Source organism: Aeromonas sobria, from assembly GCF_006243315.1.
Lineage (GTDB): Bacteria > Pseudomonadota > Gammaproteobacteria > Enterobacterales > Aeromonadaceae > Aeromonas > Aeromonas sobria_A.
In genome coordinates this window covers 84,104-107,295 of record NZ_NKWE01000055.1, presented here as the reverse complement: position 1 = coordinate 107,295, position 23,192 = coordinate 84,104, and the positions used below count along the sequence as shown (strand labels likewise).

General features: G+C 58.5%; 24 protein-coding genes and 1 tRNA gene. 14 read left to right on the top strand and 11 right to left on the bottom strand.

Going from position 1 to position 23,192, the window contains the following annotated elements:
• The 4 genes from CF137_RS18185 to yqhD all read right to left on the bottom strand — a co-directional run.
• Positions 1 to 299, bottom strand: a 299-nt coding sequence (locus tag CF137_RS18185) for an IS1 family transposase (protein ID WP_139720813.1), incomplete at its 3' end; no start/stop codon positions are given.
• Between the two features lie 142 nt (positions 300 to 441).
• Positions 442 to 1,926: a Re/Si-specific NAD(P)(+) transhydrogenase subunit beta gene (pntB, locus tag CF137_RS18180; RefSeq protein ID WP_139720811.1), complete on the bottom strand. Its 1,485-nt coding sequence runs from the start codon at positions 1,924 to 1,926 to the stop codon at positions 442 to 444.
• A gap of 11 nt (positions 1,927 to 1,937) precedes the next feature.
• Positions 1,938 to 3,461: a Re/Si-specific NAD(P)(+) transhydrogenase subunit alpha gene (gene pntA / locus CF137_RS18175; RefSeq protein WP_139720809.1), complete on the bottom strand. Its 1,524-nt coding sequence runs from the start codon at positions 3,459 to 3,461 to the stop codon at positions 1,938 to 1,940.
• 509 nt (positions 3,462 to 3,970) lie between these two features.
• Positions 3,971 to 5,134, bottom strand: coding sequence for an alcohol dehydrogenase (gene yqhD, locus CF137_RS18170; protein ID WP_139720807.1), 1,164 nt, complete (start codon positions 5,132 to 5,134; stop codon positions 3,971 to 3,973).
• Between the two features lie 157 nt (positions 5,135 to 5,291).
• Between yqhD and CF137_RS18165 the strand changes: the two genes are divergently transcribed.
• Complete coding sequence (locus CF137_RS18165; RefSeq protein ID WP_139720805.1) at positions 5,292 to 6,194, top strand: AraC family transcriptional regulator; 903 nt, start codon at positions 5,292 to 5,294, stop codon at positions 6,192 to 6,194.
• Between the two features lie 17 nt (positions 6,195 to 6,211).
• On the top strand, positions 6,212 to 6,721 hold the full coding sequence (locus CF137_RS18160) for a lipocalin family protein (protein ID WP_139720803.1): 510 nt from the start codon (positions 6,212 to 6,214) through the stop codon (positions 6,719 to 6,721).
• A 74-nt stretch (positions 6,722 to 6,795) separates the two neighbouring features.
• On the opposite strand, the gene CF137_RS18155 is transcribed toward CF137_RS18160, so the two are convergent.
• On the bottom strand, positions 6,796 to 7,410 hold the full coding sequence (locus CF137_RS18155) for a LysE family translocator (RefSeq protein ID WP_139720801.1): 615 nt from the start codon (positions 7,408 to 7,410) through the stop codon (positions 6,796 to 6,798).
• 103 nt (positions 7,411 to 7,513) lie between these two features.
• Between CF137_RS18155 and CF137_RS18150 the strand changes: the two genes are divergently transcribed.
• From CF137_RS18150 to CF137_RS18130, 5 genes are all read left to right on the top strand, one after another.
• A complete protein-coding gene (locus CF137_RS18150) occupies positions 7,514 to 8,431 on the top strand; it encodes a LysR family transcriptional regulator (RefSeq protein WP_139720799.1) in 918 nt (305 codons plus the stop codon).
• A 383-nt stretch (positions 8,432 to 8,814) separates the two neighbouring features.
• Complete coding sequence (locus CF137_RS18145) at positions 8,815 to 9,510, top strand: DUF969 domain-containing protein (RefSeq protein WP_139720797.1); 696 nt, start codon at positions 8,815 to 8,817, stop codon at positions 9,508 to 9,510.
• Positions 9,510 to 10,433, top strand: coding sequence for a DUF979 domain-containing protein (locus tag CF137_RS18140; protein ID WP_139720795.1), 924 nt, complete (start codon positions 9,510 to 9,512; stop codon positions 10,431 to 10,433). Before CF137_RS18145 ends, CF137_RS18140 begins: the two co-directional genes overlap by 1 nt.
• A 14-nt stretch (positions 10,434 to 10,447) precedes the next feature.
• The gene (gene pcp, locus CF137_RS18135) at positions 10,448 to 11,095 is read left to right on the top strand and encodes a pyroglutamyl-peptidase I (protein WP_274518919.1); all 648 of its coding nucleotides are present in this window, start codon (positions 10,448 to 10,450) and stop codon (positions 11,093 to 11,095) included.
• On the top strand, positions 11,092 to 11,556 hold the full coding sequence (locus CF137_RS18130; RefSeq protein ID WP_139720793.1) for a gamma-glutamylcyclotransferase family protein: 465 nt from the start codon (positions 11,092 to 11,094) through the stop codon (positions 11,554 to 11,556). The genes pcp and CF137_RS18130 overlap by 4 nt, the downstream gene beginning before the upstream one ends.
• A 66-nt stretch (positions 11,557 to 11,622) precedes the next feature.
• On the opposite strand, the gene CF137_RS18125 is transcribed toward CF137_RS18130, so the two are convergent.
• Together CF137_RS18125 and CF137_RS18120 are read right to left on the bottom strand one after the other, a co-directional pair.
• Positions 11,623 to 13,515, bottom strand: a complete 1,893-nt coding sequence (locus CF137_RS18125) for a methyl-accepting chemotaxis protein (RefSeq protein ID WP_139720791.1) — start codon at positions 13,513 to 13,515, stop codon at positions 11,623 to 11,625.
• Between the two features lie 323 nt (positions 13,516 to 13,838).
• Positions 13,839 to 13,915, bottom strand: a tRNA-Trp gene (locus tag CF137_RS18120).
• A 201-nt stretch (positions 13,916 to 14,116) separates the two neighbouring features.
• Between CF137_RS18120 and CF137_RS18115 the strand changes: the two genes are divergently transcribed.
• The 5 genes from CF137_RS18115 (at position 14,117) to CF137_RS18100 (ending at position 17,025) form a co-directional block, all read left to right on the top strand.
• A complete protein-coding gene (locus CF137_RS18115; RefSeq protein ID WP_101348295.1) occupies positions 14,117 to 14,659 on the top strand; it encodes a hypothetical protein in 543 nt (180 codons plus the stop codon).
• A gap of 98 nt (positions 14,660 to 14,757) precedes the next feature.
• On the top strand, positions 14,758 to 14,952 hold the full coding sequence (locus CF137_RS22010) for a hypothetical protein (RefSeq protein WP_139730017.1): 195 nt from the start codon (positions 14,758 to 14,760) through the stop codon (positions 14,950 to 14,952).
• Positions 14,933 to 15,853, top strand: coding sequence for an aspartate carbamoyltransferase (pyrB, locus tag CF137_RS18110; RefSeq protein WP_162515517.1), 921 nt, complete (start codon positions 14,933 to 14,935; stop codon positions 15,851 to 15,853). Before CF137_RS22010 ends, pyrB begins: the two co-directional genes overlap by 20 nt.
• Before the next feature lie 15 nt (positions 15,854 to 15,868).
• Positions 15,869 to 16,333, top strand: a complete 465-nt coding sequence (gene pyrI, locus CF137_RS18105; RefSeq protein WP_101319065.1) for an aspartate carbamoyltransferase regulatory subunit — start codon at positions 15,869 to 15,871, stop codon at positions 16,331 to 16,333.
• Between the two features lie 200 nt (positions 16,334 to 16,533).
• Entirely contained in the window at positions 16,534 to 17,025 is a 492-nt protein-coding gene (locus CF137_RS18100; RefSeq protein ID WP_042018278.1) for an arginine repressor, read from the top strand.
• A 238-nt stretch (positions 17,026 to 17,263) separates the two neighbouring features.
• Here the strand turns inward: CF137_RS18100 and gpsA are convergent, their stop codons facing one another.
• From gpsA to CF137_RS18085, 3 genes are read right to left on the bottom strand one after another with little or no spacing between them, the layout of a single operon-like run.
• On the bottom strand, positions 17,264 to 18,268 hold the full coding sequence (gene gpsA / locus CF137_RS18095; RefSeq protein ID WP_139720789.1) for an NAD(P)H-dependent glycerol-3-phosphate dehydrogenase: 1,005 nt from the start codon (positions 18,266 to 18,268) through the stop codon (positions 17,264 to 17,266).
• Between the two features lie 2 nt (positions 18,269 to 18,270).
• Complete coding sequence (gene secB / locus CF137_RS18090) at positions 18,271 to 18,741, bottom strand: protein-export chaperone SecB (RefSeq protein WP_042018281.1); 471 nt, start codon at positions 18,739 to 18,741, stop codon at positions 18,271 to 18,273.
• A gap of 51 nt (positions 18,742 to 18,792) precedes the next feature.
• Complete coding sequence (locus tag CF137_RS18085; RefSeq protein WP_042018282.1) at positions 18,793 to 19,224, bottom strand: rhodanese-like domain-containing protein; 432 nt, start codon at positions 19,222 to 19,224, stop codon at positions 18,793 to 18,795.
• A gap of 246 nt (positions 19,225 to 19,470) precedes the next feature.
• On the opposite strand from CF137_RS18085, the gene gpmM reads away from it, so the two are divergent.
• On the top strand, positions 19,471 to 21,000 hold the full coding sequence (gene gpmM, locus CF137_RS18080) for a 2,3-bisphosphoglycerate-independent phosphoglycerate mutase (protein ID WP_042018284.1): 1,530 nt from the start codon (positions 19,471 to 19,473) through the stop codon (positions 20,998 to 21,000).
• Between the two features lie 9 nt (positions 21,001 to 21,009).
• On the top strand, positions 21,010 to 22,410 hold the full coding sequence (locus tag CF137_RS18075; RefSeq protein ID WP_101319060.1) for a peptidoglycan DD-metalloendopeptidase family protein: 1,401 nt from the start codon (positions 21,010 to 21,012) through the stop codon (positions 22,408 to 22,410).
• A gap of 121 nt (positions 22,411 to 22,531) precedes the next feature.
• Here CF137_RS18075 and CF137_RS18070 read toward each other — a convergent pair whose 3' ends face one another.
• Positions 22,532 to 23,182, bottom strand: coding sequence for a Qnr family pentapeptide repeat protein (locus CF137_RS18070; RefSeq protein WP_139720787.1), 651 nt, complete (start codon positions 23,180 to 23,182; stop codon positions 22,532 to 22,534).
• Positions 23,183 to 23,192: the final 10 nt, after the last annotated feature.

Below are 23,192 nucleotides of genomic sequence, written 5' to 3'. Positions count from 1 at the left end.
TGCGCGTAGTCTTCCCAGCATTGCGCTTTACGTAATCTGGCTAAGGGGGTATTGGTCAGCACGGTGCTGGTGCGCAGACACAGTTTGCAACGGTAGCGACGTAGTCCCCGACTCCATCCCCAGGGAGCCAACTGATTGGCATCGGCCTGACAATGTGGGCAACCACTGCATGCAGGTAGCTGGGTATTGAGTGAGGTAATGGTGTGGGGAGCAGAGAGCTCCTGCTGAGCAACACGGCGTTGGCGCAGGGTAAGCTGTGGAAAGAGAGACAACAGGTGTTGAAAGGCTGGGGTATCCATGATGGTAGACCTCAAGGTGATGGCCTACTTCAAGCTTAGCCTTTCAACACATAATTGGGACAGAGCCATAAAAAATGCCAGTCAGCGTTAACTGACTGGCATCAAGGCCGAAGCCTGTTTGAGGGGTGAACCTGACGGGTGCTTACAGCGCCTTGAGGATCGCCTCGACGCTGGCCTTGGCATCGCCAAACAGCATCTGGGTGTTCTCTTTGAAGAACAGCGGGTTCTGGACCCCGGCGTAGCCAGTGTTCATGGAGCGCTTGAAGCCAATGACGTTCTGCGCTTTCCACACTTCCAGCACCGGCATACCGGCGATCGGGCTGCCCGGATCTTCCATCGCAGCCGGGTTAACGGTGTCGTTGGCACCGATCACCAGCACGGTATCGGTATCGGTGAAGTCGTCGTTGATCTCGTCCATTTCCAGAACTATGTCATACGGGACTTTCGCTTCCGCCAGCAGTACGTTCATATGGCCTGGCAGACGACCGGCAACCGGATGGATACCGAAACGCACCTTGATGCCGCGATCACGCAGCTTCTGGGTGATTTCAGCCACCGGATACTGGGCCTGCGCCACCGCCATGCCGTAGCCCGGGGTGATGATGACGGTGCTGGAGTTCTTCAGCAGGTCAGCCACTTCCTCGGCGCTGGTTTCGCGGTATTCACCCATCTCCTGATCAGCCGTGGAGGCCACGCCATCGGAGCCGAAGCCACCGGCGATGACGGAGATAAAGGAGCGGTTCATCGCCTTACACATGATGTAAGAGAGGATCGCACCGGAGGAACCTACCAGCGCACCTACCACGATCAGCAGGTCGTTGGAGAGCATGAAGCCCGCCGCCGCCGCTGCCCAACCGGAGTAGGAGTTGAGCATGGAGACCACCACCGGCATGTCGGCACCACCGATGGAGGCAACCAGATGCCAGCCGAAGGCGAAGGCGATCAGGGTCATCACCAGCAGGGCGAAGGTAGAACCGCCCGCGTTGACGAAGTAAACCATCAGCGCCAGTGACGCGACTACCGCCAGCAGGTTCAGCTTGTGGCGGTGCGGCAGCATCAGCGGCTTGGAGGAGATGAGACCGCGCAGTTTGCCAAAGGCCACCACGGAACCGGTGAAGGTCACGGCACCGATAAAGACGCCCAGGAAGATCTCGACCAGATGGATATTCAGCATGGCGCCGGTGAGGTGCTCGACCTGGGCGACGCTGGCCGCCTGCTCGAACGCCGCACGGGCGGCTGCCAGTGTCGCATCCAGATTGGAACCGACGGAAACCACCACTTCAGCAGGGGCAGAGGGGTGCAGATCGATGAAGCTGTTGACGCCCACCAGCACTGCCGCCATACCGACGAAGCTGTGCAGCACGGCCACCAGCTCGGGCATCTCGGTCATCTCGACCTTGAGTGCCAGACGCACGCCGATGGCACCGCCGATCACCATGGCCAGGATGATCCAGTGCACGCCACTGGTCTCCGGGTTGAATACGGTGGCGAGCAGGGCGATAGCCATACCCGCGATACCGAACAAGTTGCCATGCTTGGCCGTTTCTTGCTTCGACAGTCCCGCGAGACTGAGGATGAAGAGCACGGCGGCAACGATATAGGATGCTGTTACCAGTCCTTGAGACACGTTAAACCCCCTTAATCCTTACGGAACATCTTCAGCATGCGCTGGGTGACGGTAAAGCCACCAAAGATGTTGATACTGGCAATCAGCACAGCGACAAACGAGAGCGCAGTGACGAGCGTAGAACCCTGACCAATTTGCAACAGGGCACCGACCACGATAATGCCGGAGATGGCATTGGTGACCGACATCAGCGGCGTATGCAGGGAGTGGGAGACGTTCCACACCACGTAGTAACCGACCACACAGGCCAGGATAAATACGGTGAAGTGAGAGAGGAACGCGGCAGGTGCCACCGAGGCGATCCAGCCAAAGGCCGCGATGCCAAGGGCACCAAACACAAACTTCTTGTTGGAAGGTTGCTTCGCTTCTGCCTTCTTGATCGGGGCTGCCACAGGTTTCTGTGGTGCGACAGAGACGGAGATGGCGGGTGGCGGGAAGGTCACTTCACCGGCCTGGATCACCGTCATGTTGCGCTGAACCACGTCTTCGAAGTCGATGGCTACGTTGCCGTCCTTCTCCTTGCACATCAGCTTCATCAGGTTGACCAGGTTGGTACCGTAGAGCTGGGAGGACTGGGCTGGCAGACGACCCGGCAGATCGGTGTAACCAATCACCTTGACGCCGTTGGGGGTGACGAACAGCTCGGTCGGCTTGGTGTATTCACAGTTGCCACCGGTTGCTGCAGCCAGATCCACGATGACGGAACCCGGCTTCATGCTGTCGACCATCTCCTTGGTGATCAGCTTGGGAGCTGGACGACCAGGGATCAGGGCGGTAGTGATGATGATGTCCACCTCTTTGGCCTGCTGGGCAAACAACTCCATCTCCGCCTTGATGAACTCTTCGCTCATCACCTTGGCGTAACCGTCGGAGGAGGCGCCATCTTCGCCGCCAAAGTCCAGCTTGAGGAACTCCCCACCCATGGATTCGATCTGCTCGGCTACTTCCAGACGGGTATCAAACGCACGCACGATGGCGCCGAGGGAACCGGCAGTACCGATGGCGGCCAGACCGGCGACACCGGCACCGATCACCAGCACCTTGGCAGGCGGCACTTTACCGGCTGCGGTGATTTGACCGGTGAAGAAGCGACCGAACTGGTGCGCAGCTTCAACCACGGCGCGATAGCCACCGATGTTGGCCATGGAGGAGAGGGCATCGAGGGACTGGGCACGGGAGATCCGCGGCACCATGTCCATCGCCATCACATTGATGTTGCGCTCGGACAGCTTCTTGACCAGCTCAGGGTTCTGGGCAGGCCAGATGAAGCTCACCAGAGTGGCACCATCTTTAATTTGTGCGATCTCGGCATCGGTCGGTGCATTGACCTTGAAGATAAGGTCGGCTTGCCAGACGCTCGGCACCACGCTGGCACCGGCAGCCTCGAAGGCGGCATCATCGAAGCTGGCCAACTGGCCTGCGCCGGACTCGATGGCGACCTCGAAGCCGAGCTTTTTCAGCTGCTCGACGGTAGCCGGGGTCGCTGCGACCCGGGTCTCACCGGCGAGACTCTCTCTCGGTATTCCAATCTGCATGACTATTCCCTGATGGTTAATAAACAATCGCTGCCCAGTGTCTCACTTCTGACGAAACAAGACATGACCAAAGTGCAGGTCCAGGGCTCTTTGTTATGAAAATCAGTAGGCTTTACCTCAACCTCCTGTCATGGTCAGGCCCCCCGCTTTTCAGGCGCGAAGGTGATTAGTATCAAATTTTGGAGTTTTATTACAACCGCAGTCCCGACGGCACTGGTACAGAATTCAGCCCATCCCTGGCGACGATTAAAAAAAACAAACCAAATTAGAGGCTTATACCAGTAAAAACGGCTGAAAAAAGTGATCCAACCAGTCAAAAAAAATGTTTTACCGGCCCTCTATCTTAGCGTTTTTTGTTCTTACGAAATTCGCTTTTGTCTCACTAATCGTATCGAAACGGCCAGAAGTAACATTTTATCAACAAAAACGGGGGCCGCATCACCGCCAGATGGCGGGAAACAGCCCCGACAATTCAATCGTTTCGCCTGTGTGGCGCCGATTGGCGGCCCTTACCAGGCCGCTTGATAAATATGCTGGCTCTGCACCAGATCGATATCGCTGTGCTCGCCCAGACGGGTCATGCCGTGCTCCCCCAGCTTGCCAATCAGGGTATCGATACCCAAGTCTTTGAGGCCGTAGTCGCGCAAGCGGGTCTTGACCCCCATCCGCTCAAAGAAGTCACGGGTCGCGGCGATGGCATCGTCGATGCGCTCCGCTTCGCTGCCACTGCGCAGACCCCACACCCGCTCTGCGTATTGCAGCAGCTTGGCATGCTTCTGTTTACGCTTGGCCTGCAGCAGGGCGGGCAGTACCGCCGCCAGGGTCTGGGCATGGTCGAGGCCATGCAGGGCGGTCAGCTCGTGACCCAGCATGTGGGTGGCCCAGTCCTGCGGCACACCGGCACCGATCAGACCGTTCAACGCCATGGTGGCGCTCCACATGATGTTGGCGCGCACCTCGTAGTTGTGTGGCTCGGCCAGCGCCTTCGGGCCCTCTTCGATCAGGGTCAGCAACAAGCCTTCGGCGAAGCGATCCTGCACCTTGGCGTTGACCGGATAGGTGAGGTACTGCTCCACGGTATGAACGAAAGCATCCACCACCCCGTTCGCCACCTGACGCTCGGGCAGGGTATAGGTGAGCACCGGATCCAGCACGGCAAAGCGCGGCATCACGAATGGCGAGAAGAAGTGCACCTTGTCGCCACTGCTGCGACGGGTGATGACAGCCCCCATGTTCATTTCGGAGCCGGTCGCTGGCAGGGTCAGCACTGAACCCAGCGCAATGGCGGAGCGCACTTCGCTGCCGACGGTCTCGAGAATGTGCCAGGGCTCCTTGGCCAGATCGTAGTGCGCGGCAGCAGCGATAAACTTGGTGCCGTCGAGCACGGAGCCACCACCGACGGCGAGCAGGAAGTCGACCCGCTCGGCACGGGCCAGCGCCACGGCACCCATCAGGGTCTCGTAGGCCGGGTTCGGTTCGATGCCACCAAATTCAAACAGGGTCATGCCAGCCAGTTCGCGGCGGATCTGCTCCAGCAGGCCGCTGCGTACCACGCTGCCACCGCCATAGGTGATCATGACCCGGGCATCGCTCGGGAGCTGCTCGCGCAGCTGGGCGATCTGCCCTTGGCCAAACAGGATTTTGGTCGGGGTATGGAGGGTAAAGTTGTTCATCGACATTGCCTTCTTCTGATAGTCAGGGCGGCCAGGCCGCGAAATCGTGATTGCATTTTTCTCCAGAACGACCCTACCATCAAGGCAACATCCTGCTTGATTCTTGCCTATTTCTACAAAGCAGCGAAAACCGGAACAGTCGAATCAAAGAGCGCCCATGCAACACCGTTACAGCGACCTCGCCGCCAGAGTGACCCGCCACGTCACCGCCCCCGGCATCACCCCCTCTCCGGTGGAGCAGGTGAATTTCATCTACACCACCGAGTACCACGGCCGTACCCCGGTGCTCTACCAGCCGCGGATGATAGTGATCCTGCAGGGGCACAAGGTGGGTTATCTGGCGGATCAGGTGTTTCGCTACGACCCCAACCACTACCTGCTGATGACCTTGCCGCTGCCCTGCGAGTGCGAGTGCTTCGCCTCCCCCGAGCAGCCGCTTATCGGCTTTACCATCGAGATCAACATGGTCACCCTGCAAGAGCTGCTGCTGGAGCTGGGCGATGCCCTGCCCGCTCCCGCTCCGCAGAAGAGCGGCGTCCTCTCGGTGCCCCTGTCGGAGGCGATGTTCTGCGCCGCCGAGCGGCTGATCGATCTGATGGACAACCCGCTGCACGCCAAGGTGCTGGGGCCGCAGACGGTGCGCGAGATGCTGTTCCACGCCCTCATCGAGGGCGGCGGCCCGGCGTTGCAGGCACTCGCCAATCGCCACAACCATGTGGGCCAGATCGCCCGGGTGCTGCGTATGATAGAGTCCCGTTATGCCGACAACCTCACCATGGAGGAGCTGGCGCGGGAGGTGAACATGAGCGTCTCCGCCTTTCACCACCACTTCAAGGCGGTCACCGCCACCTCGCCGCTGCAGTACATCAAGTCGTTTCGGCTCCACAAGGCGCGGATGATGATGCTGCACGACGGCATCAAGGCGGGCACCGCGGCGGCCAGAGTCGGATACGAAAGCAACTCCCAGTTCAGCCGGGAGTACAAGCGCTTCTTCGGCAGCACGCCGACGGATCAGGCCTCCCGCTTCCGGGATGGCCAGTTGCGCATCATCGAGGGATAACAAGAGAGGGATTACCTATGCGTTCACTGCTTTGTCTGTTCACCGCTTTACTGCTGACGGCCTGTACCGGGATTGCCGATGGCATCCGCCCCGTAACCGGCTTCCAGCTCGATCGCTATCTCGGCACCTGGTACGAAATTGCCCGCCTCGACCACAGCTTCGAGCGGGGGCTGGAGCAGGTGAGTGCCACCTACAGCCTGCGCGATGACGGCGGCGTCAAGGTGCTCAACCGCGGCCAGCAGAGCGATGGCAGCTGGCGTGAAGCCGAGGGCAAGGCCTATTTCGTGGGCAACCCGGACGAAGCGCGACTCAAGGTGAGTTTCTTCGGCCCCTTCTACGGCGGCTATAACGTCATCGACCTCGACCCCGACTACCAGCTCTCGCTGGTGACCAGCTACAACCACGACTACCTCTGGATCCTCTCCCGCTCCTCCAATCCGCCCAAGGAAAAGGTAGACGCGCTGATCGCCAAGGCCAAGGGGCTGGGCTTTGCCACCGACCAGCTGATTTGGGTCAAGCAGCCTTGAGCTGTAAGCCCCCGCGTTGCCCCTTATGGTGCACATTGGAATGGGGCACGCGGCCACAACCCATGGGCTAATGTTCAGCTTCTGCTCAACAACGTCAGACCGAAGAGCAAAAACATTGCACCGGATAATCGATTGATCACCAAGGCCATACGTGTACCAACAACTCGCATACCCAGCCAATGGATACCCAGGCAGTAGCCGGAGTGCACTAACAGCACAATCAGGCTAAAAGTGACAGCCAGTAAGCCACACTGCAGCAGGTTGCCGTCTCTCAGATCGATGAATTGCGGAAACAAACTGGTAAAAAATGCAATTGCTTTGGGGTTCAAAAGACTAATTAAAATACCCCTGAAAAATAGCCCCTTATTACTGACACTCACCTTATCAACGGTTAAGTGGTTCACCCCACCTCGACACCAAGATTTAATACCTAGATATATCAAATAAATAGCGCCAACATACTGCATTATTCGGGCTGCCGGTCCCAGCATACTGACAAGCGATAAAACCAGTATTGAGGCCAGCGTGGCCACCAACAAAATACCCGCAGCCACTCCACAGAAGCCAGCAACTGCCTGCAACCGCCCATGCGTGAGAGTATTACCAATGGTATAAAGGACTGCGGGGCCGGGACTCAGCACTGTGCCAGTGGCCAGCAATATATAAAGGGAGTAATCGTACAGGTTCATTGCTGACTCGTTTGGGTTGAATGTCTATACCAAACAATATATTGGTTGCACAGTGGGGCAGCCAGACCGCAACATTATCAGCTCTATAAACCAGGGGTTTAGAATGGATCGCCTCACAGCCATTGAAATTTTTGTTGAAACAGCCAAGGCCGGTAGCTTCACTGCGGTCGCCGACAAATTTCAGATGACGCCAGCCATGATCGGGAAGTACATCAAATGGCTGGAAACTAGGGTGGGCGCTCGATTACTCCATCGCAATACCCGCCGCCAGCATCTGACGGAAGCGGGACAGCAATATCTGGCAGGCTGCCAAGCCCTGCTCCTCCACTATCAAGAGCTGGAACAACGCACCCTTGCTCACAGTGGTCAGGCCATTGGGCGACTAAGAATCAATGCTCCCGTCACCTTTGGCTGCAATGTGTTAACCCCCCTGTTGTGTCACTTTATGACCAAGTACCCACAGATACATATTGAATTGGAACTCTCCGACACCCTTTCAGAAATCGTCGGGGATGGCTTCGATCTGCTTTTTCGAGTCGGCATCCCCCATGATGGCACTTACATTGCCCGCGAATTTGCCAGCATGGAGTTGATCCTTTGCGCCAGCCCGGCTTATCTGGCCAACCACGGATCGCCCAAGACATTATCTGACCTCGCGCACCATCGCTGTCTCGGGTTTTCACCCTGGTTAAAGGCATCGACTCTGGGTGAACAATTTTCTTTAGAATATCTCCATCTGTGGGACAGCCCATTCATGACCAACCATGGCATGGCCCTCAAACATGCAGCACTAACCGATGCAGGCATCATATTGCAGCCACTCACACTCGTGGCACAGGAGTTGTCACAGGGACACCTTATCCGGTTGTTACCCGAGATGCCCGCTCTTATCCGCCCGATATATATGCTTTATCCGGCAAGGGAGTCCATGCCATATAGGTTACGATTACTGATCGATTACTTACTCACACAGCGTGATAACTGCATGCCGAGAATGACACTACTCGCTGACTTAAACTGAAATCAGGCACAGGACCTTAAATAAATTTATTCACTCATAACATATATATGGCAACAGCCGGAATTATCACAAAATTATTAACAGGCATGCTGATGGGTAAATATAAATCACGGTAGTGATACCACAACCAGTAATTTATTTCATGATCACATCCAATATATCGCCAGCGCCATCAAAATATATCTCAATCTGGGACCGAATTGAACCACCTATATTGATTCAATCATTTAGCAGCGAACAATAAAACGCCAAACAGACCAAATATAAACCCAAACGAATCCAATCTTAATGATTTATTGTTGCCATCACTTTCGTTCGATGATAAATAGCTAACAACTTAAAAAATACACATAAATATTCAAATATAGAGAGAGGTGGTCAATTTGGAATGGATTAAACTGAGCGGCATACTCATTATCTTGCTGGGTTTTTACTTCAGGCTCGATACCCTGGCCGTCGTGCTGGTCGCCGCCGTCACTACCGCCATGGTCTCCGGTCTCTCCTTTACTGAATGCCTCTCCCTGCTGGGTGAAGCCTTTATCTCCAACCGCATGGTGACACTGTTTCTGCTGACCCTGCCGATGATCGGCATCTGCGAACGCTACGGCCTCAAGCAGCAGGCAGTCACCCTGATCGAGCGGATCAAGAAGCTCACCCCGGGCAAGTTCATGACCCTCTATATGTTTATCCGCGAGCTGGCCGGTCTCTTCTCGGTGCGGGTACAGGGTCACACCCAGTTTATTCGCCCGCTGGTCAACCCGATGACCCAGGCTGCTGCCAGCAAGGTGCACGGCAAATTAAGCGAAGAGGACGAGGAATATATCAAGGCGCGGGTTTCGGCCACCGAAAACTACGGCAACTTCTTCGCCCAAAATACCTTCGTCGCCTCCGCCGGGGTATTGCTGATTGTCGGTACCTTCGACTCGCTGGGATATAACGTCTCCGCCGTCGATATTGCCAAGGCCTCGATGCCGATTGCCATCATCACCCTGTTTATGGTCGCCGCCTCCAATATGTGGTACGACCGTCAGATGGCCAAAAAATATGCCGTGAGCAATAGCAAGGGAGGTCAACAGTAATGGCTACTCTCATTCCCAATATGCTCGAATTCTTCTATGTGCTGATCGGCGTCATTCTCTTTAGCAGCGCCTGGCGCGTCCTGCGTGATGGCAACCACCCGGCTCGAGTCGGCACCGCGCTGTTCTGGACCATCCTCGGTGCGCTGTTCGCCTTTGGTAGCTATATCCCCAGCATGATCAACGGGATACTGATCCTCGCCATGGGGGTCATAACCCTGCTCAAGCAGGTGAAGATCGGCAAGCTGGTGCAGGCGAGCGAAGAGGAGTCCCAGCGCCACGCCAACCGCATCGGCAACCGGATCTTCCTGCCCTGCGTATTGCTGGCCCTGCTGGCGGTGGTGATCGCCCAGTTCACACCCCTTGGCGGGCAGGTCGGTATCGGTCTGGCGGCGGTGATCGCCTTCGTCATCACGGTACTGCTGACTCGTGCCACCCCCTCCACCGTGGTGGGTGACTCCGACCGGATGATCCAGCAAGTGGGCATCACCGGCATCCTGCCGCAATTGCTGGCTGCCCTCGGAGTGATCTTCAACAAGTCCGGGGTCGGTGATGTCATCTCGCAAGGGATCTCCACCGTGGTCCCTATGGGCAGCCCCTTCATCGGGGTAGTGGCCTACTGCCTCGGCATGATGGTCTTCACCATGATCATGGGTAACGCCTACGCCGCCTTCACCGTCATCACCGCCGGGATCGGCATTCCCTTCGTGGTCGCGCAAGGGGGTGATCCGGTGATCGCCGGTGCGCTGGCCATGACTGCCGGTTTCTGCGGCACCCTGATGACCCCCATGGCCGCCAACTTCAACGCCCTGCCCGCCGCCCTGCTGGAGATGAAAGATCTCAACAAGGTGATCAAGGTGCAGGTGCCGATGGCGCTGACCCTGGTGCTGATCCATATCGCCCTCATGTACTACTGGGCATTTTGAGAATTCGGGAGACCATGATGAAAGTTCTGATTACCGGTTTTGACCCCTTCGGCGGCGAGCCCATCAACCCAGCCTGGGAGGCGGTCAAACGCCTGCCCGACACCATTCTGGATGCCACCGTGATCAAGGCCCAGATCCCCACCGTATTCGGCAAGTCGGCCACCCTGCTGGCAGAGCTGATGCACCAGCACCAGCCGGATGTGGTGATCAACGTCGGTCAGGCGGGCGGTCGCTTCGCCATTACCCCGGAGCGAGTCGCCATCAACCTCGACGATGCCCGCATCCCCGACAACGAGCAGCAACAGCCCATCGATGAAGTGATTCAGGCCGATGGCGCTCCGGCATACTTCTCCCGCCTGCCCATCAAGGGGATGGTGCAGCGCATCAAGGAAAACGGCATTCCGGCAGCGGTCTCCAACACCGCGGGCACCTTCGTCTGCAACCACATCATGTACCAGCTGCACTACCTGATCGAACAGCAGTTCCCGGCGGTGCGCGGCGGCTTTATCCACGTCCCCTACATCACCGAACAGGTGGCGGACAAGGTGAACCAGCCCTGCCTCGCCATGAGCGACATCACCCGTGCGCTGGCGCTGGCCATCGAGGCGGTGGTGTTGCAACAGGATGGCGACCTCAAGGTCGTGGGCGGCGAGATTTCATGACGCTTTGCCAGCCACGCCCGCTGTTTGTCTACGGCAGTCTGATGGAAGGGCTCTTCAACTACCGGCGCTATCTGGCTGGTCATGTTAGCCAGCCGCCACGGCGCGCCCGGGTGCGCGGCGCCCTCTATCACCTGCAGCACAAGGGCTACCCCGCCCTGCTGCAGGGTGATGACTGGGTCTATGGCGAGCTGTTTGTGCTGGACGACTTCCCCGCCGCCATCGCGGCGCTGGACGAGATGGAGAACTTCCACGGCGAGGATGATCCCCAGAGCGAATATCTGCGCCCGCTGGTCGAGGTGGAGATCTTCGACCCGCAGCAAGGGCGCTATGTCGGCCAGCAGCAGGCCTACCACTACCGCTACGTGGTGCAGCACGATCCCCAGTGGCAGCAGGGCAAACACTACCTGCCCGACGGCAACTGGCGCGCCTTCCATCTGGCGCAGCTGGAGAGCGCCGCCTGACGGCCACCGGCAATAAACAAAGGGCAGCCCGCGGGCTGCCCTTTCTGTTGCTGGAGTGGCTGAGGATCAGAGCCGGAAGCGGCCGATCTCCTGCTCCAGCCGCTCGGTCAGCGACTTGAGCTCAGCCGCCTGCGCCGCCTCGTTGCCCGCCTGCTCGGCCAGCTCTTGCGAGACGTGGCGGATATTCTCGGTATTGCGGCTGATCTCGCCAGTCACCGAGGTCTGCTCCTCCGCCGCTGCCGCGATCTGGGTCGCCATGTCGCTGATGGAGCCGATCGCCTCGTTGATCCGGCCAAGGCTCTGGTTGGCTGCTTCCGCATCCTCGACGCTGGTGCCCGCCAGCTGACGGCTGGTCTCCATACCCCCCACGGCGCGACGGGTGGTCTGCTGCAGAGTTTCGATCATCTGCTGGATCTCGTCGGTGGAGTCGTGAGTGCGGCGCGACAGCACCCGCACCTCGTCCGCCACCACCGCAAAGCCACGGCCCTGCTCACCGGCCCGGGCCGCCTCGATAGCGGCGTTGAGCGCCAGCAGGTTGGTCTGCTCGGCGATGCCGCTGATGGTGGCCAGAATGCCGCTGATCTTCTGGGCATGGCTGTCGAGCTCGTTGATCACCTGACTGGCATCGGCCACTTCGTCCGCCAGACCGGTAATGCTGCGCTGACTCTGGCCCACTTGGGATTGGCCAGCGACCGCCAGTGCGACCGCATCGGTGGCTGTGGTGGCGGCAAACTCGGCGTTGCCGGCGATCTCCTGGGTAGCGGAGGCCATCTCGGTCACCGCAGTCGCCACCATCACTATCTCGTCCTGCTGCTGACGCACCCGCTGACTGCGGGCCTGCGCCCCGGCCGCCTGGGCACGGGACTGGGCCGCCAGCTCGACGGTCACGTCCCGCAACCGGCTGACGATGCCGTGCAGCCGCGCCACGAACTGGTTGAAGTTCTGGGCCAGCTGACCCACCTCATCCTTGCTGTGGGTGTTGATATGAACGGTGAGATCCCCCTCGCCGTGGGCGATGTCATGCAGGGCATGCGCCACCCGACCGAGATCGGCGAACAGATATTTAAAGGTGGCGGTGAGCAGAGCACTGAACACCAGCAGCAGCACCAGCGTCAGCCCCACCAGCTGCCACAGCAGGTTGCTGAGCGGCGCCTCCAGCACATCGCGATACATCACCATGGCCAGCAGCCAGTCGGTGCCCGCGACCGGTTGTACCGCCAGCAGCACATCCCGCCCATCGATGGTAGCGGCGTGCAGCTGGCTGTTCTCGCGGCCCCACTGCTGGAAGGTGGCGGCAGAGAGTCCCGGTGCCAGCTCGGCGATGGGCTTGAGCGCCAGATCCTTCTGCGGATGGCCGACGATGAGGCCGCTGCTATCGAGCAGCATGGCGTAGCCCTCACCCTGCACCTGCATCGCCAGCACTTCGTCGATCAGTTTGTCGAGCGCCAGATTGGCCCCCACGGCACCGACCAGCTCGCCCTGATGGCGCACCGGCTCTGAGAGGGTGACCACCAGTTTCTGCATGGTGACGCTGACATAGGGGGCGGTAACGATCAGCTGCCCCGCCTTCACCGCATCCTGATACCAGGGGCGTTCCCGCGGGTCATAGTTGCCGGTGTTGAGGGAAGGGTCCTGCCGGGTCATCACCCCCTGGGCGGAACCAAAATAGGTAAGACCAAAGCTGCCGGAGGTATAGGCCTGCTTCAGGTGTGGCACCAGCTCGGCTTGGGGGTTGTCGCTGATCAGGTTGACCAGCGCGTGGACCGTGTTCTTGCGATCCGCCATCCAGTCGCCGATTGCCACCGAGTAGGCGTGACCATAGTTGACCGCCTCGCTCTGGATGGCGCTCATGGTGCGGGATTTGAGGGTGTGAAAGGCAACGATGCCAAGCAGTGATGCCATCAGCAGCACCACGCCAAGACTGGTGGCCAGCAGCTTGCCGCGCAGAGAGAGGGTCATGACGACGAATCCTTGTTGTTGTGTCAGGCAGGGAAAACCCTGATGTATTGAAGGCTATCGGCCGCAATATGAACAGACTTTAGTGAATCTGTATATTTTTACATCTATCAACAACAGGAACCGCTACCAGCTGTAGGGATATCACTATTCCATGCTATTCAGTGCCGAATCAGTGCCGGAGTAATCAGATCGAAGGGCAAAGGCCATCCCCCCGCGCACCACTGGGGCCAGGGAAAATGATCAATAACAAAGAGGGGCAACAACGCAGGAGGGAAATGCCAGAAATGCGAAAGGCCAGCTCAATGAGCTGGCCTTTCTAAAAATGGCAGGGGCGGCAGGACTCGAACCCGCAACCATCGGTTTTGGAGACCGCTGTTCTACCAATTGGAACTACGCCCCTGCAACAAACGAGGCGAATTATACAAAGTGAGGGTCAAAGGTAAAGGCTTTTTTTACTCTTTTGGTGTGATTGAACAATTCCCGAACAGGCTGCGGCTATTTGTGCAGCAAACCAGGATAACTTGCTGTATTTGCAGCCCTACCGGGGTAGGAATGGGACATAAATGGGGGTAGGGTAAAATCAGGTACCAGGAGGCCACTTATGCTCAATTACCGATTGCTCCAACAACTGGCGCCCCTCAACTTCAGGGATGAGCGCAAGACAGAGTCCCTGCCCGCCTATCTTGAACGGGTCGCGCCGCTGGTGCCCTTTATTCCTGAAAATGTGCTCTCCCAGTGGATTTACCGTCATTGGCGCGGTTTTGAGTCCAACTGGAGCTTTATCGATCTCGCCAGCCACCAGTTCACCTGCGAAAGCTGGCCCACCGCGCAACTGGTGGATCAGGTGGGCTCCCGCCATATGGAGGTGATCGAGCGCTGGGGCGAGATGTTGCGCAGCAACCGCTATGTGCGCCGCTCCTGGCTCGGCGAGAAGATGCTCAGCGAAGGCAGCTGGCCCGAACCTGTCATCGTGCTGGCACCAGCAGAGGGGAGCAGTTACCCGAACGGGCAACCGCTGCCGCAACCCTACTGCCTGCTGGAAGGGCACCACAGACTCGGTTATTTGCGCGCCATGGCCCGCGATGGGGAATCGCTGCAAGAGACGCACAGGGTGTGGATTTGCCGTCCTGTTCCCGCCACTTAAACGTTTTTCATGCTGAAATTGGCATTGGAAATAAAATTTTGACAATTAAAAAAGCAGCCCTATAATCTGTCCGGTTTAAAAAAGGTCGGGACGAGACGATGCAGTTTTTGATTCAGAAAACAGCCTTGCAGACGGGTGGTGCGCACCAGAGCGGCCCCGTTGTTTCCAGTTCCCACCCCAAAGATCCCCAGTTATTTTTAAAAAAAGCCCCTGTTTCAGGGGCTTTTTTTTGTGCCCGAAAAACCTCCAATGATGTCAAAGGGAATGCAGACGATGACCAATCCACTCTATAAGAAACATGTCATCTCCATTTCGGACCTGACCCGGTCAGAAATGGAACTGGTAGTCTCAACCGCACAACGGTTGAAGGCTGAACCTGACACCCGCCTGTTGAAAGACAAGCTGGTTGCCAGCTGCTTCTTCGAAGCCTCCACCCGCACCCGCCTCTCGTTCGAGACCGCGGTACAGCGCCTCGGCGGCAACATCATCGGCTTCGCCGACGGTGGCAACACCAGCGCCAAGAAAGGCGAGACGCTGGCTGATTCCATCAAGATCATCGGCTCCTACTCGGATGCAGTGGTGATGCGCCATCCGCAAGAGGGCGCGGCCCGGCTGGCCTCCGAGTTCTCCCGCGTACCGGTCATCAACGGCGGCGACGGCTCCAACCAGCATCCGAGCCAGACTCTGCTCGACCTGTTCACCATCCATGAGACCCAGGGGCGTCTGGACAACCTCAACGTCGCCTTCGTCGGTGACCTGAAATATGGCCGCACCGTGCACTCGCTGGCTCAGGCACTCAGCCTGTTCAACTGCCGCTTCTTCTTTATCTCCCCGGAAGCGCTGGCGATGCCGGACTACATCTGCGAAGAGCTGGAAGAGAAAGGTATCCCGTTCAGCGTCCACCAGACCATGGAAGAGGTGATGCCGGAGCTGGACATCCTCTACATGACTCGCGTCCAGAAAGAGCGCTTCGACGAGACCGAATACAAGCACATGGCTGCCAAGTTCGTGCTGGAGCTGGCCACTCTGGAAGGGGCCAAGCCCACCATGAAAATCCTGCATCCCCTGCCCCGCGTCGACGAGATCGATGTGGCGGTCGACAAGACCCCCCACGCTTGCTACTTCCAGCAGGCGGAGAACGGGGTCTATGCACGCCAGGCGCTGCTGGCACTGGTACTGAACGAAACTGTCTGAGCTTAGGGGAATATCATGTCTGACAAGAACCAACTGCAAGTCGAAGCCATCCGTCACGGCTCCGTCATCGATCACATCCCCGCTGGCCAGGGCATCAAGATCCTCAAGCTGTTCCAGCTGGTCGAAACTCAGGAGCGGATCACCGTCGGCTTCAACCTGAAATCCGGCGCGCTGGGCAAGAAGGATCTCATCAAGATCGAGAACACCCGCCTGACCGAGCAACAGGCCAACCAGCTGGCGCTGTTCGCCCCGAAAGCGACCGTCAACATCATTGAAGACTTCAATGTGGTGAAGAAGCACCAGCTGGAGCTGCCGGAGTTCATCGCCGGAGTGTTCCACTGCCCCAACTCCAACTGCATCTCCCACAACGAGCCAGTGGACAGCTACTTCCGGGTGCGCGAGGTGAAAGGCGTGGTGCGGATGAAGTGCAGATATTGCGAGAAGTCCTTCACCCAGGACATCGTCAGCGAGCGTTACTGATATCTGATTGGGCCCTGCGGGGCCCATTTTTGAACCCTGTCACATCACCGAATTTCCAGTCAGCTATAATTTGCCATCCCAAGATGGTAATGCCCGTTCATTCTCTGCATATAGATGGATTATCAGTGTTTTTGGCTGGTAACAGACAGCTATGGCAGATATCGCGCGTTTACCTCCGATCAGCGTCAAAGGAATTCGTCGTGGTCAAAACTCTCAGTCGTCCCGTTGCCCAAGAGCCCGATCTGGCCCAGCTGGATGCCTGTCGCCAGATCATCGGCCAGCACTGCTACAGCACCCAGGAAGAGATCCGCCACCAGCTGTCAGAGCGTGGCTTTGCCGACATCAGCCAGTCCACCATCTCCCGCCTGCTGCGCCGCCTCGGCGTCGCCAAGGCCCAAAATGCCAACGGCAAGAAGGTCTACACCCTGGTGGACGACCAACTGGAGCCCGCAGGCAGCACCCGCTCGATCCACGACATGGTGCGCGACGTGGTACACAACCAGCAGATGGTGCTGATCCTCACCACCCCGGGCGCCGCCACCGTGGTGGCCCGCCTGCTCGATCGCAACGCCAACCCCGAGATCATGGGCGCCGTCGCCGGCAACGACGTGGTACTGGTTGCACCGCGCCATATCAGCCGCACCCGTCAGGCCCACGCCGCCGTGGTACGTACCCTGGCGCAAGCACGCTAAACCAGTCATCCGGTCAGACGACCCGCTTTCACCTGGTCACGCAAACATGCCACGCCATCTTGATACCGTGATGGCGGCTCGCAAACCCCCATCAACAGGGATACAAAATTGCACCGCCGCGTGAAGCCAAGCCCGCGGAGTCATGGCGCTAGCGGCCCATAAAAACAATGCCAGTCAGCGTCACTGACTGGCATTACACCCTCTGGCGTGGGCCTGTTGCATGGCACAACACCTGCGACTACTCGTCCTTCTTGTCTCGCGACAACAGGGCGATGGCCGCCTCTTTCGGGTTCTTACCCTCGTAGAGCACCTTGAAGATCTGCTCGCAAATGGGCATCTCCACACCGTAGCGGGCCGCCAACAGATGGACCTCCTTGGTGTTACGATACCCTTCGACGACCTGACCGATCTCGGCCATGGCGGTATCCACATCCTTGCCAGCCCCGAGAGCCAGCCCGAAGCGGCGGTTACGCGACTGGTTGTCGGTACAGGTGAGCACCAGATCCCCGAGCCCCGCCATCCCCATAAAGGTTTTGGCATCGGCACCGAGGGCGGCCCCCAGACGCTGCATCTCTACCAGCCCCCGGGTGATCAGCGCGGTTCTGGCATTGGCGCCAAAACCGAGCCCGTCGGAGAGACCGGCACCGATGGCGATGACGTTCTTCACCGCGCCACCCAGTTGCAAACCGACGAAGTCCGGGCTGGTATAAACCCGGAACGAACGGCCACAGTGCAGCAGTCGGGATAGGTCATCGGCAAAGTCGTCGTGGGTCGAAGCAACCGAGATAGCCGTCGGCAGACCGGCAGCCAGCTCCTTGGCAAAGGTGGGACCGGAGATCGCCGCCAGCGGCATCTCGTCTCCCAACACCTCACGCGCCACATCCTGCAGCAGGCGGCCACTGTCCGGCTCCAGCCCCTTGGTAGCCCAGGCGATACGGGTATCGGGGCGCAAGAACGGTTTGATCTGAGCCAATACCTGACCAAACACGTGGCTCGGCACCACCAGTAGCAGCACAGGGGCGGCTTGCACTGCATATTGCAGATCCGCAGTCAGCTGCAGATCGGCGGGAAAAGGGACATCAGGCAAAAATGCCTTGTTGCAGCGATCTTGTTCCAGCACGGCGACATGAGCAGGATCGTGACCCCACAGCAGGGTCGGATGACCGTTGCGCGCCAGAGAAATGGCAAGGGCGGAGCCATAAGACCCCGCCCCCAAGACCGAGATAGCGATCTGGTCAGCCATTATCAGGCTTCCGCAGTCGCCTGCTGGGCCTGTGCTTGCGCCATGTGCTGGGCAAACAGAGCATCGAAGTTAACCGGTGCCAGGTTCAGCTGCGGGAAGGAACCTTTGCTCACCATGTTGGCCACGGCTTCGCGGGCGTACGGGAACAGGATATTCGGGCAGAAAGCGGCCAGGCAGTGAGCCAGCTGCGGCTCTGGCAGGTTACCGATGGTGAAGATACCGGCTTGCTGAACTTCGCACAGGAAGGCGGTTTCGGTTTCCAGTTTGCAGGTCACGGTCAGGGTCAGTACAACCTCGTACACGTTGTCAGCCAGGATATTGGTCTTGGTATCCATGTCCAGCTTGACGTCCGGCTGCCACTCTTTCTGGAAGATGTGCGGGGTGTTCGGCGCTTCGAAAGAGACATCCTTGGTGTAAACACGCTGGATGTTGAATTCCGGTTGTACTTCCTGGTTGTTGATCTCGTCAGCCATTTCGTTTGATTCCTTTATATAGGGATAAGTGGGCACAGGCCCTTAAATCAATCAGCGCTTTTTGGTTACCGGCAGATTGTCTGCACGCCATTGAGCCATACCACCGCTGAGCACATATACCTGCTTGAAACCGGCCTTGCTCAGCTGACGACCCGCGCCGCCCGCAGTCATGCCCGACTCGCACACAACTATGATGGGGGCATCTTTATGCTTTTCAACCGGGCCCAGATTATTGCTCTGGATCTGGGTCAGCGGCAGATGCTGGGCACCGGCCAGATGGCCCTTGGCATACTCTTCCTGACTGCGAATATCCACTACAGTGGCATTCTCACGGTTGATCAGCAGAGTGGCTGTGTGGTTATTGACGGTTTTTACCGGAGAAAAACGGGCACGCACAGTGGTGTAAACCAGGGTGCCAGCCAGACCCAACCAGGCTGCGGTCAGCAGCGGGTTACGGGTCGCAAAATCCAAATACTCTTGCATCTTCTACTATCCAGGGACCAAGACAAGGGCCCGAGTATACATGGGGGTATTGATAAGATCAGCCATCTTGGCGGCAAAGCGCGAGCAGGCTCCCATCATCAGCAGACAGTGAGCATGGCAGGAAGGGCGTGGCTTACGGGGGCTCGGGAGCGCCCCTTGGCTATCAGGTGACTATTTCGGCAGATGTAGTAATATTACGCTAGTTTCATTTCCCGCATTTTTTCCAATCCGAGAGGACATAGTCTTATGTCAACAGCTAAGAAACCTTTGGTTCTGGTCATCATGGACGGTTGGGGCTATAGCACCAAGCAAGAGCACAACGCCGTCGCTGCCGCCAAGACTCCCAACCTCGATCGTCTGGCCCGTGACTACACCAGCACCCTGATCTCCGGCTCCGGCCTGGATGTCGGTCTGCCGGATGGCCAGATGGGTAACTCCGAAGTGGGCCACGTCAACATCGGCGCCGGTCGCATCGTCTATCAGGAGCTGACCCGTATCTCCAAAGACATTAAGGATGGCGACTTCTTCCAGAACGTCGAGCTGGCCAAGGCTGTTGACGCTGCCGTGACCAACGGTAAAGCCGTCCACATCATGGGCCTGATGTCTCCGGGTGGCGTACACAGCCACGAAGAGCACATCATGGGCATGATCGAAATGGCCGCCAAGCGTGGCGCCGAGAAGATCTACCTGCACGCCTTCCTGGATGGCCGTGACGTTCCGCCGCGCTCCGCCCAATCCTCCATCGAGCTGTTCGACGCCCTGTTCGCCAAGCTGGGCAAGGGTCGTTTCGCCTCCATGATCGGCCGTTACTTCGCCATGGATCGTGACAACCGCTGGGATCGCGTGCAGCAAGCCTATGACCTGATGACTCAGGGCAAGGGTGAGTTCACCGCCAACAGCGCCACTGAAGCGCTGGCTGCCGGCTATGCCCGTGACGAAAACGACGAATTCGTCAAAGCCACCCGTATCGGCGAAGCTGCGCCGATGGAAGACGGCGATGCGCTGATTTTCATGAACTTCCGTGCCGACCGCGCCCGTGAAATCACCCGCGCCTTCGTGGATGCCGACTTCACCGGCTTCGCCCGTGCTGTTGAGCCAAAGCTGAACTTCGTGATGCTGACCGAATATGCGGCCGACATCAAAACTGCCTGTGCTTACCCGCCGACTGCGCTGGTCAACACCCTGGGTGAGTGGCTGGCCAAGCAGGGCAAGACCCAGCTGCGCATCTCCGAAACCGAGAAGTACGCGCACGTCACCTTCTTCTTCAACGGTGGCGAAGAGTCCTGCTTCACCGGCGAAGATCGCGAGATCGTCGCCAGCCCGAAAGTGGCTACCTACGACCTGCAGCCGGAAATGAGCTCCGAAGAGCTGACCGACAAGCTGGTTGCAGCCATCAAGAGCGGCAAGTACGACGTCATCATCTGTAACTACCCCAATGGCGACATGGTCGGCCACACCGGTGTGTTCGATGCCGCCGTCAAAGCCTGTGAAGCCGTTGACCACTGTGTTGGCCGCGTCACCGAAGCCCTGCGCGAAGTGGGTGGCGAGTGCTTGATCACCGCCGACCACGGCAACGCCGAGAAGATGCAGGATGAAGAGACCGGTCAGGCCCACACCGCCCACACCAGTCTGCCAGTGCCGCTTATCTATGTCGGCCGCAAAGCCGAGGTAGCTGAAGGTGGCAAACTGTCGGATCTGGCCCCCACCATGCTGACCCTGATGGGTCTGCCGGTGCCGCCGGAAATGACTGGTAAGCCCCTGATGATTCTGAAATAATCCGTCCCCATGCGGGGATGCGAAGTTATTTCACAGAAAACCAGTCGCGTCGGCCTGTTGGCCGGCGCGCTGTTTTTTTGTCTGTCGTTTGGCGCCAGTCAGGCTGTTGCCGCCAATCAGCAGCTGGGCGCCATGCAGTCCCAGATCAAAGAGCAACAAAAGACCATCAAGCTCAGCAAAGAGGAGCTTGCCAAGCTCAATACCCAACTCAAAGCTGACGAGCAGGCTATCTCGACGGCCGCCGCCAAGCTCAACCAGACCAAACAGCAACTGCAGCAGAACCAGCAGAAGCTGGCGACCCTGCAAAAAGACAAGCTGGGGCTGGAACAACAAGCCAAACATCAGAAGCAATTGCTGGCCAAACAGGCGGAAAGTGCCTTTCTGGCGGGTAACCACGACTACCTCAAACTGCTGCTCAACCAGCAGGACCCGGCCAAACTGAGCCGCTCCCTCGACTACTACGACTACCTCAACAAGGCACGCATCGAGGCCATTGACGCCCTGCGTGCCACCCATGACAAGCTGGCGAAAAACCAGCGGGCCACCAAAGAGACCGAAACCAGGCTGCAATCTCTGCTCGGCGAACAGCAAGAGCACCACCAGACCCTGCTGGCCAGCCAGCAGAGCCGGGCCAAGGTGCGTAATCAGCTGCAGCAATCGGTACAGGATGATGAACAGAAGCTCACCAAGCTGGTCAAGGCGGAGAAAGCGCTGAAAGCCCGGCTGGAAGAGCTGCGCCGCAAGCGCGAAGAGCAGGAGCGCCGTGAACGGGCCGAGCGGGAACGGCTGGCCAAGTTAAAGGCAGAGCAAGAGCGCCAGCGCCGTCTCGAGGCGCAACGTCTGGCCGCCGAACAGAAGCGAATTGCCGAACAACAGCGGATCGCGGCGCAACAGCAGAAGGTCGGCGAGCAGCAACGGCTCGCCGCCGAGCAGCAGAAAGTCGCCAAGCAACAGAGTCGGGTGGCGGAGCAGCAAGCCGCCGCGCGGAGCACCAAGCCAAGCAGTGGCGGCTACGGTGGCCTTAGCACCAATGGCAGCCTGCGCTGGCCGGTACAGGGGCCGATCCTTATCTCCTACGGTTCACCGCGCACCGCCCAGCTCAAGTGGAAGGGTACTTTGATCGGTGCCAGTGAAGGGACCCAGGTCAAGGCGGTGGCAGCCGGTCAGGTGGTGTACGCCGATTGGCTGGATGGCTTCGGTATGCTGCTGGTGATCGACCACGGTAAGGGCTACATGAGCCTCTATGGTCACAATCAGTCGCTGCTACGCCAAGTGGGTCAGAATGTGGAGCAGGGTGAACCGGTGGCACTGGTGGGCGACAGTGGCGGTCAGGACCGACCTGGCCTCTACTTCGAGATTCGCCATCAGGGCGAGGCAATCAACCCGACCAAGTGGCTGGCCAAGGGTTGAGTTAACCCGACCGACACACGCATCAAAAAAGCCTGCATCACGCAGGCTTTTGTCATTTCAGGAGCGCCACCACTCACTGTCGGTCTCCATTTGATGAAAAATTACCTATTTTTCGGTCAACTCAGGGGAAGACGACCAGGCCAATCTGCTCCAGCAACATCTGCTGCTGATCCTCGTTAATCTGCACCCCATGCAGATCGACCCGCCGCAGATCCAGCCCCGGCAGGTCACACTGGCGCAGATCGCAGCCCTGCAGCTTGAAGCTGGTCCACTCTATCTGGCCAAACTCGCCGCCGCTAAGGTCTGAACCCGCCAGCGAGGCACCGAACAGGTTGGCCCCCTGCCAGCGGTTGCCGGTCAGCTCGCACTTCTCCAGCAGACAGCCCTCGAAACTGGCATAACTGAAGTTATTGCCGGTCAGATGGGCCTCACAGAAGTAGCTTTTGGCGGTGATCTGATTGGCAAAGCTGGCGTGGCCGAAGTTGATGCCGACCGCCTGACAGTCGCGCATCTCCAGCCCCAGACACTGACTGCGGCTGCAATCGGCCATGGTGAGATCGCAGCGCAGAAAGCTGGTCTCCCGCAGGTCGCAGCCCTGCAACAAGCAGCCCCGCTCGCTCTCCCGATCGTAGAAGCTGCAATCGATGAAGCGGCTATCGCTCAGATCCAGCCAGGAGAAGTTGCAGCCGATAAAGCGGCAATCCGAGAACTGCCCCCCCTCCACATCCTGCTGCTCGAACCGGACATCCACGAACTGCTTGCCTCTGATCATCGAAAACTCC

Coding starts and splice junctions, on each gene's coding strand:
- CF137_RS18130 (WP_139720793.1), top strand. CDS start 11,092: ATGACGCTTTGCCAGCCACGCCCGCTGTTTGTCTACGGCAGTCTGATG.
- CF137_RS18115 (WP_101348295.1), top strand. CDS start 14,117: ATGCTCAATTACCGATTGCTCCAACAACTGGCGCCCCTCAACTTCAGG.
- gpsA (WP_139720789.1), bottom strand. CDS start 18,268: ATGGCTGACCAGATCGCTATCTCGGTCTTGGGGGCGGGGTCTTATGGC.
- CF137_RS18085 (WP_042018282.1), bottom strand. CDS start 19,224: ATGCAAGAGTATTTGGATTTTGCGACCCGTAACCCGCTGCTGACCGCA.
- pyrI (WP_101319065.1), top strand. CDS start 15,869: ATGTCTGACAAGAACCAACTGCAAGTCGAAGCCATCCGTCACGGCTCC.
- secB (WP_042018281.1), bottom strand. CDS start 18,741: ATGGCTGACGAGATCAACAACCAGGAAGTACAACCGGAATTCAACATC.
- CF137_RS18125 (WP_139720791.1), bottom strand. CDS start 13,515: ATGACCCTCTCTCTGCGCGGCAAGCTGCTGGCCACCAGTCTTGGCGTG.
- gpmM (WP_042018284.1), top strand. CDS start 19,471: ATGTCAACAGCTAAGAAACCTTTGGTTCTGGTCATCATGGACGGTTGG.
- pntA (WP_139720809.1), bottom strand. CDS start 3,461: ATGCAGATTGGAATACCGAGAGAGAGTCTCGCCGGTGAGACCCGGGTC.
- CF137_RS18070 (WP_139720787.1), bottom strand. CDS start 23,182: ATGATCAGAGGCAAGCAGTTCGTGGATGTCCGGTTCGAGCAGCAGGAT.
- CF137_RS18160 (WP_139720803.1), top strand. CDS start 6,212: ATGCGTTCACTGCTTTGTCTGTTCACCGCTTTACTGCTGACGGCCTGT.
- pcp (WP_274518919.1), top strand. CDS start 10,448: ATGATGAAAGTTCTGATTACCGGTTTTGACCCCTTCGGCGGCGAGCCC.
- pyrB (WP_162515517.1), top strand. CDS start 14,933: ATGACCAATCCACTCTATAAGAAACATGTCATCTCCATTTCGGACCTG.
- yqhD (WP_139720807.1), bottom strand. CDS start 5,134: ATGAACAACTTTACCCTCCATACCCCGACCAAAATCCTGTTTGGCCAA.
- CF137_RS18165 (WP_139720805.1), top strand. CDS start 5,292: ATGCAACACCGTTACAGCGACCTCGCCGCCAGAGTGACCCGCCACGTC.
- CF137_RS18075 (WP_101319060.1), top strand. CDS start 21,010: ATGCGGGGATGCGAAGTTATTTCACAGAAAACCAGTCGCGTCGGCCTG.
- CF137_RS18140 (WP_139720795.1), top strand. CDS start 9,510: ATGGCTACTCTCATTCCCAATATGCTCGAATTCTTCTATGTGCTGATC.
- CF137_RS22010 (WP_139730017.1), top strand. CDS start 14,758: ATGCAGTTTTTGATTCAGAAAACAGCCTTGCAGACGGGTGGTGCGCAC.
- CF137_RS18150 (WP_139720799.1), top strand. CDS start 7,514: ATGGATCGCCTCACAGCCATTGAAATTTTTGTTGAAACAGCCAAGGCC.
- CF137_RS18155 (WP_139720801.1), bottom strand. CDS start 7,410: ATGAACCTGTACGATTACTCCCTTTATATATTGCTGGCCACTGGCACA.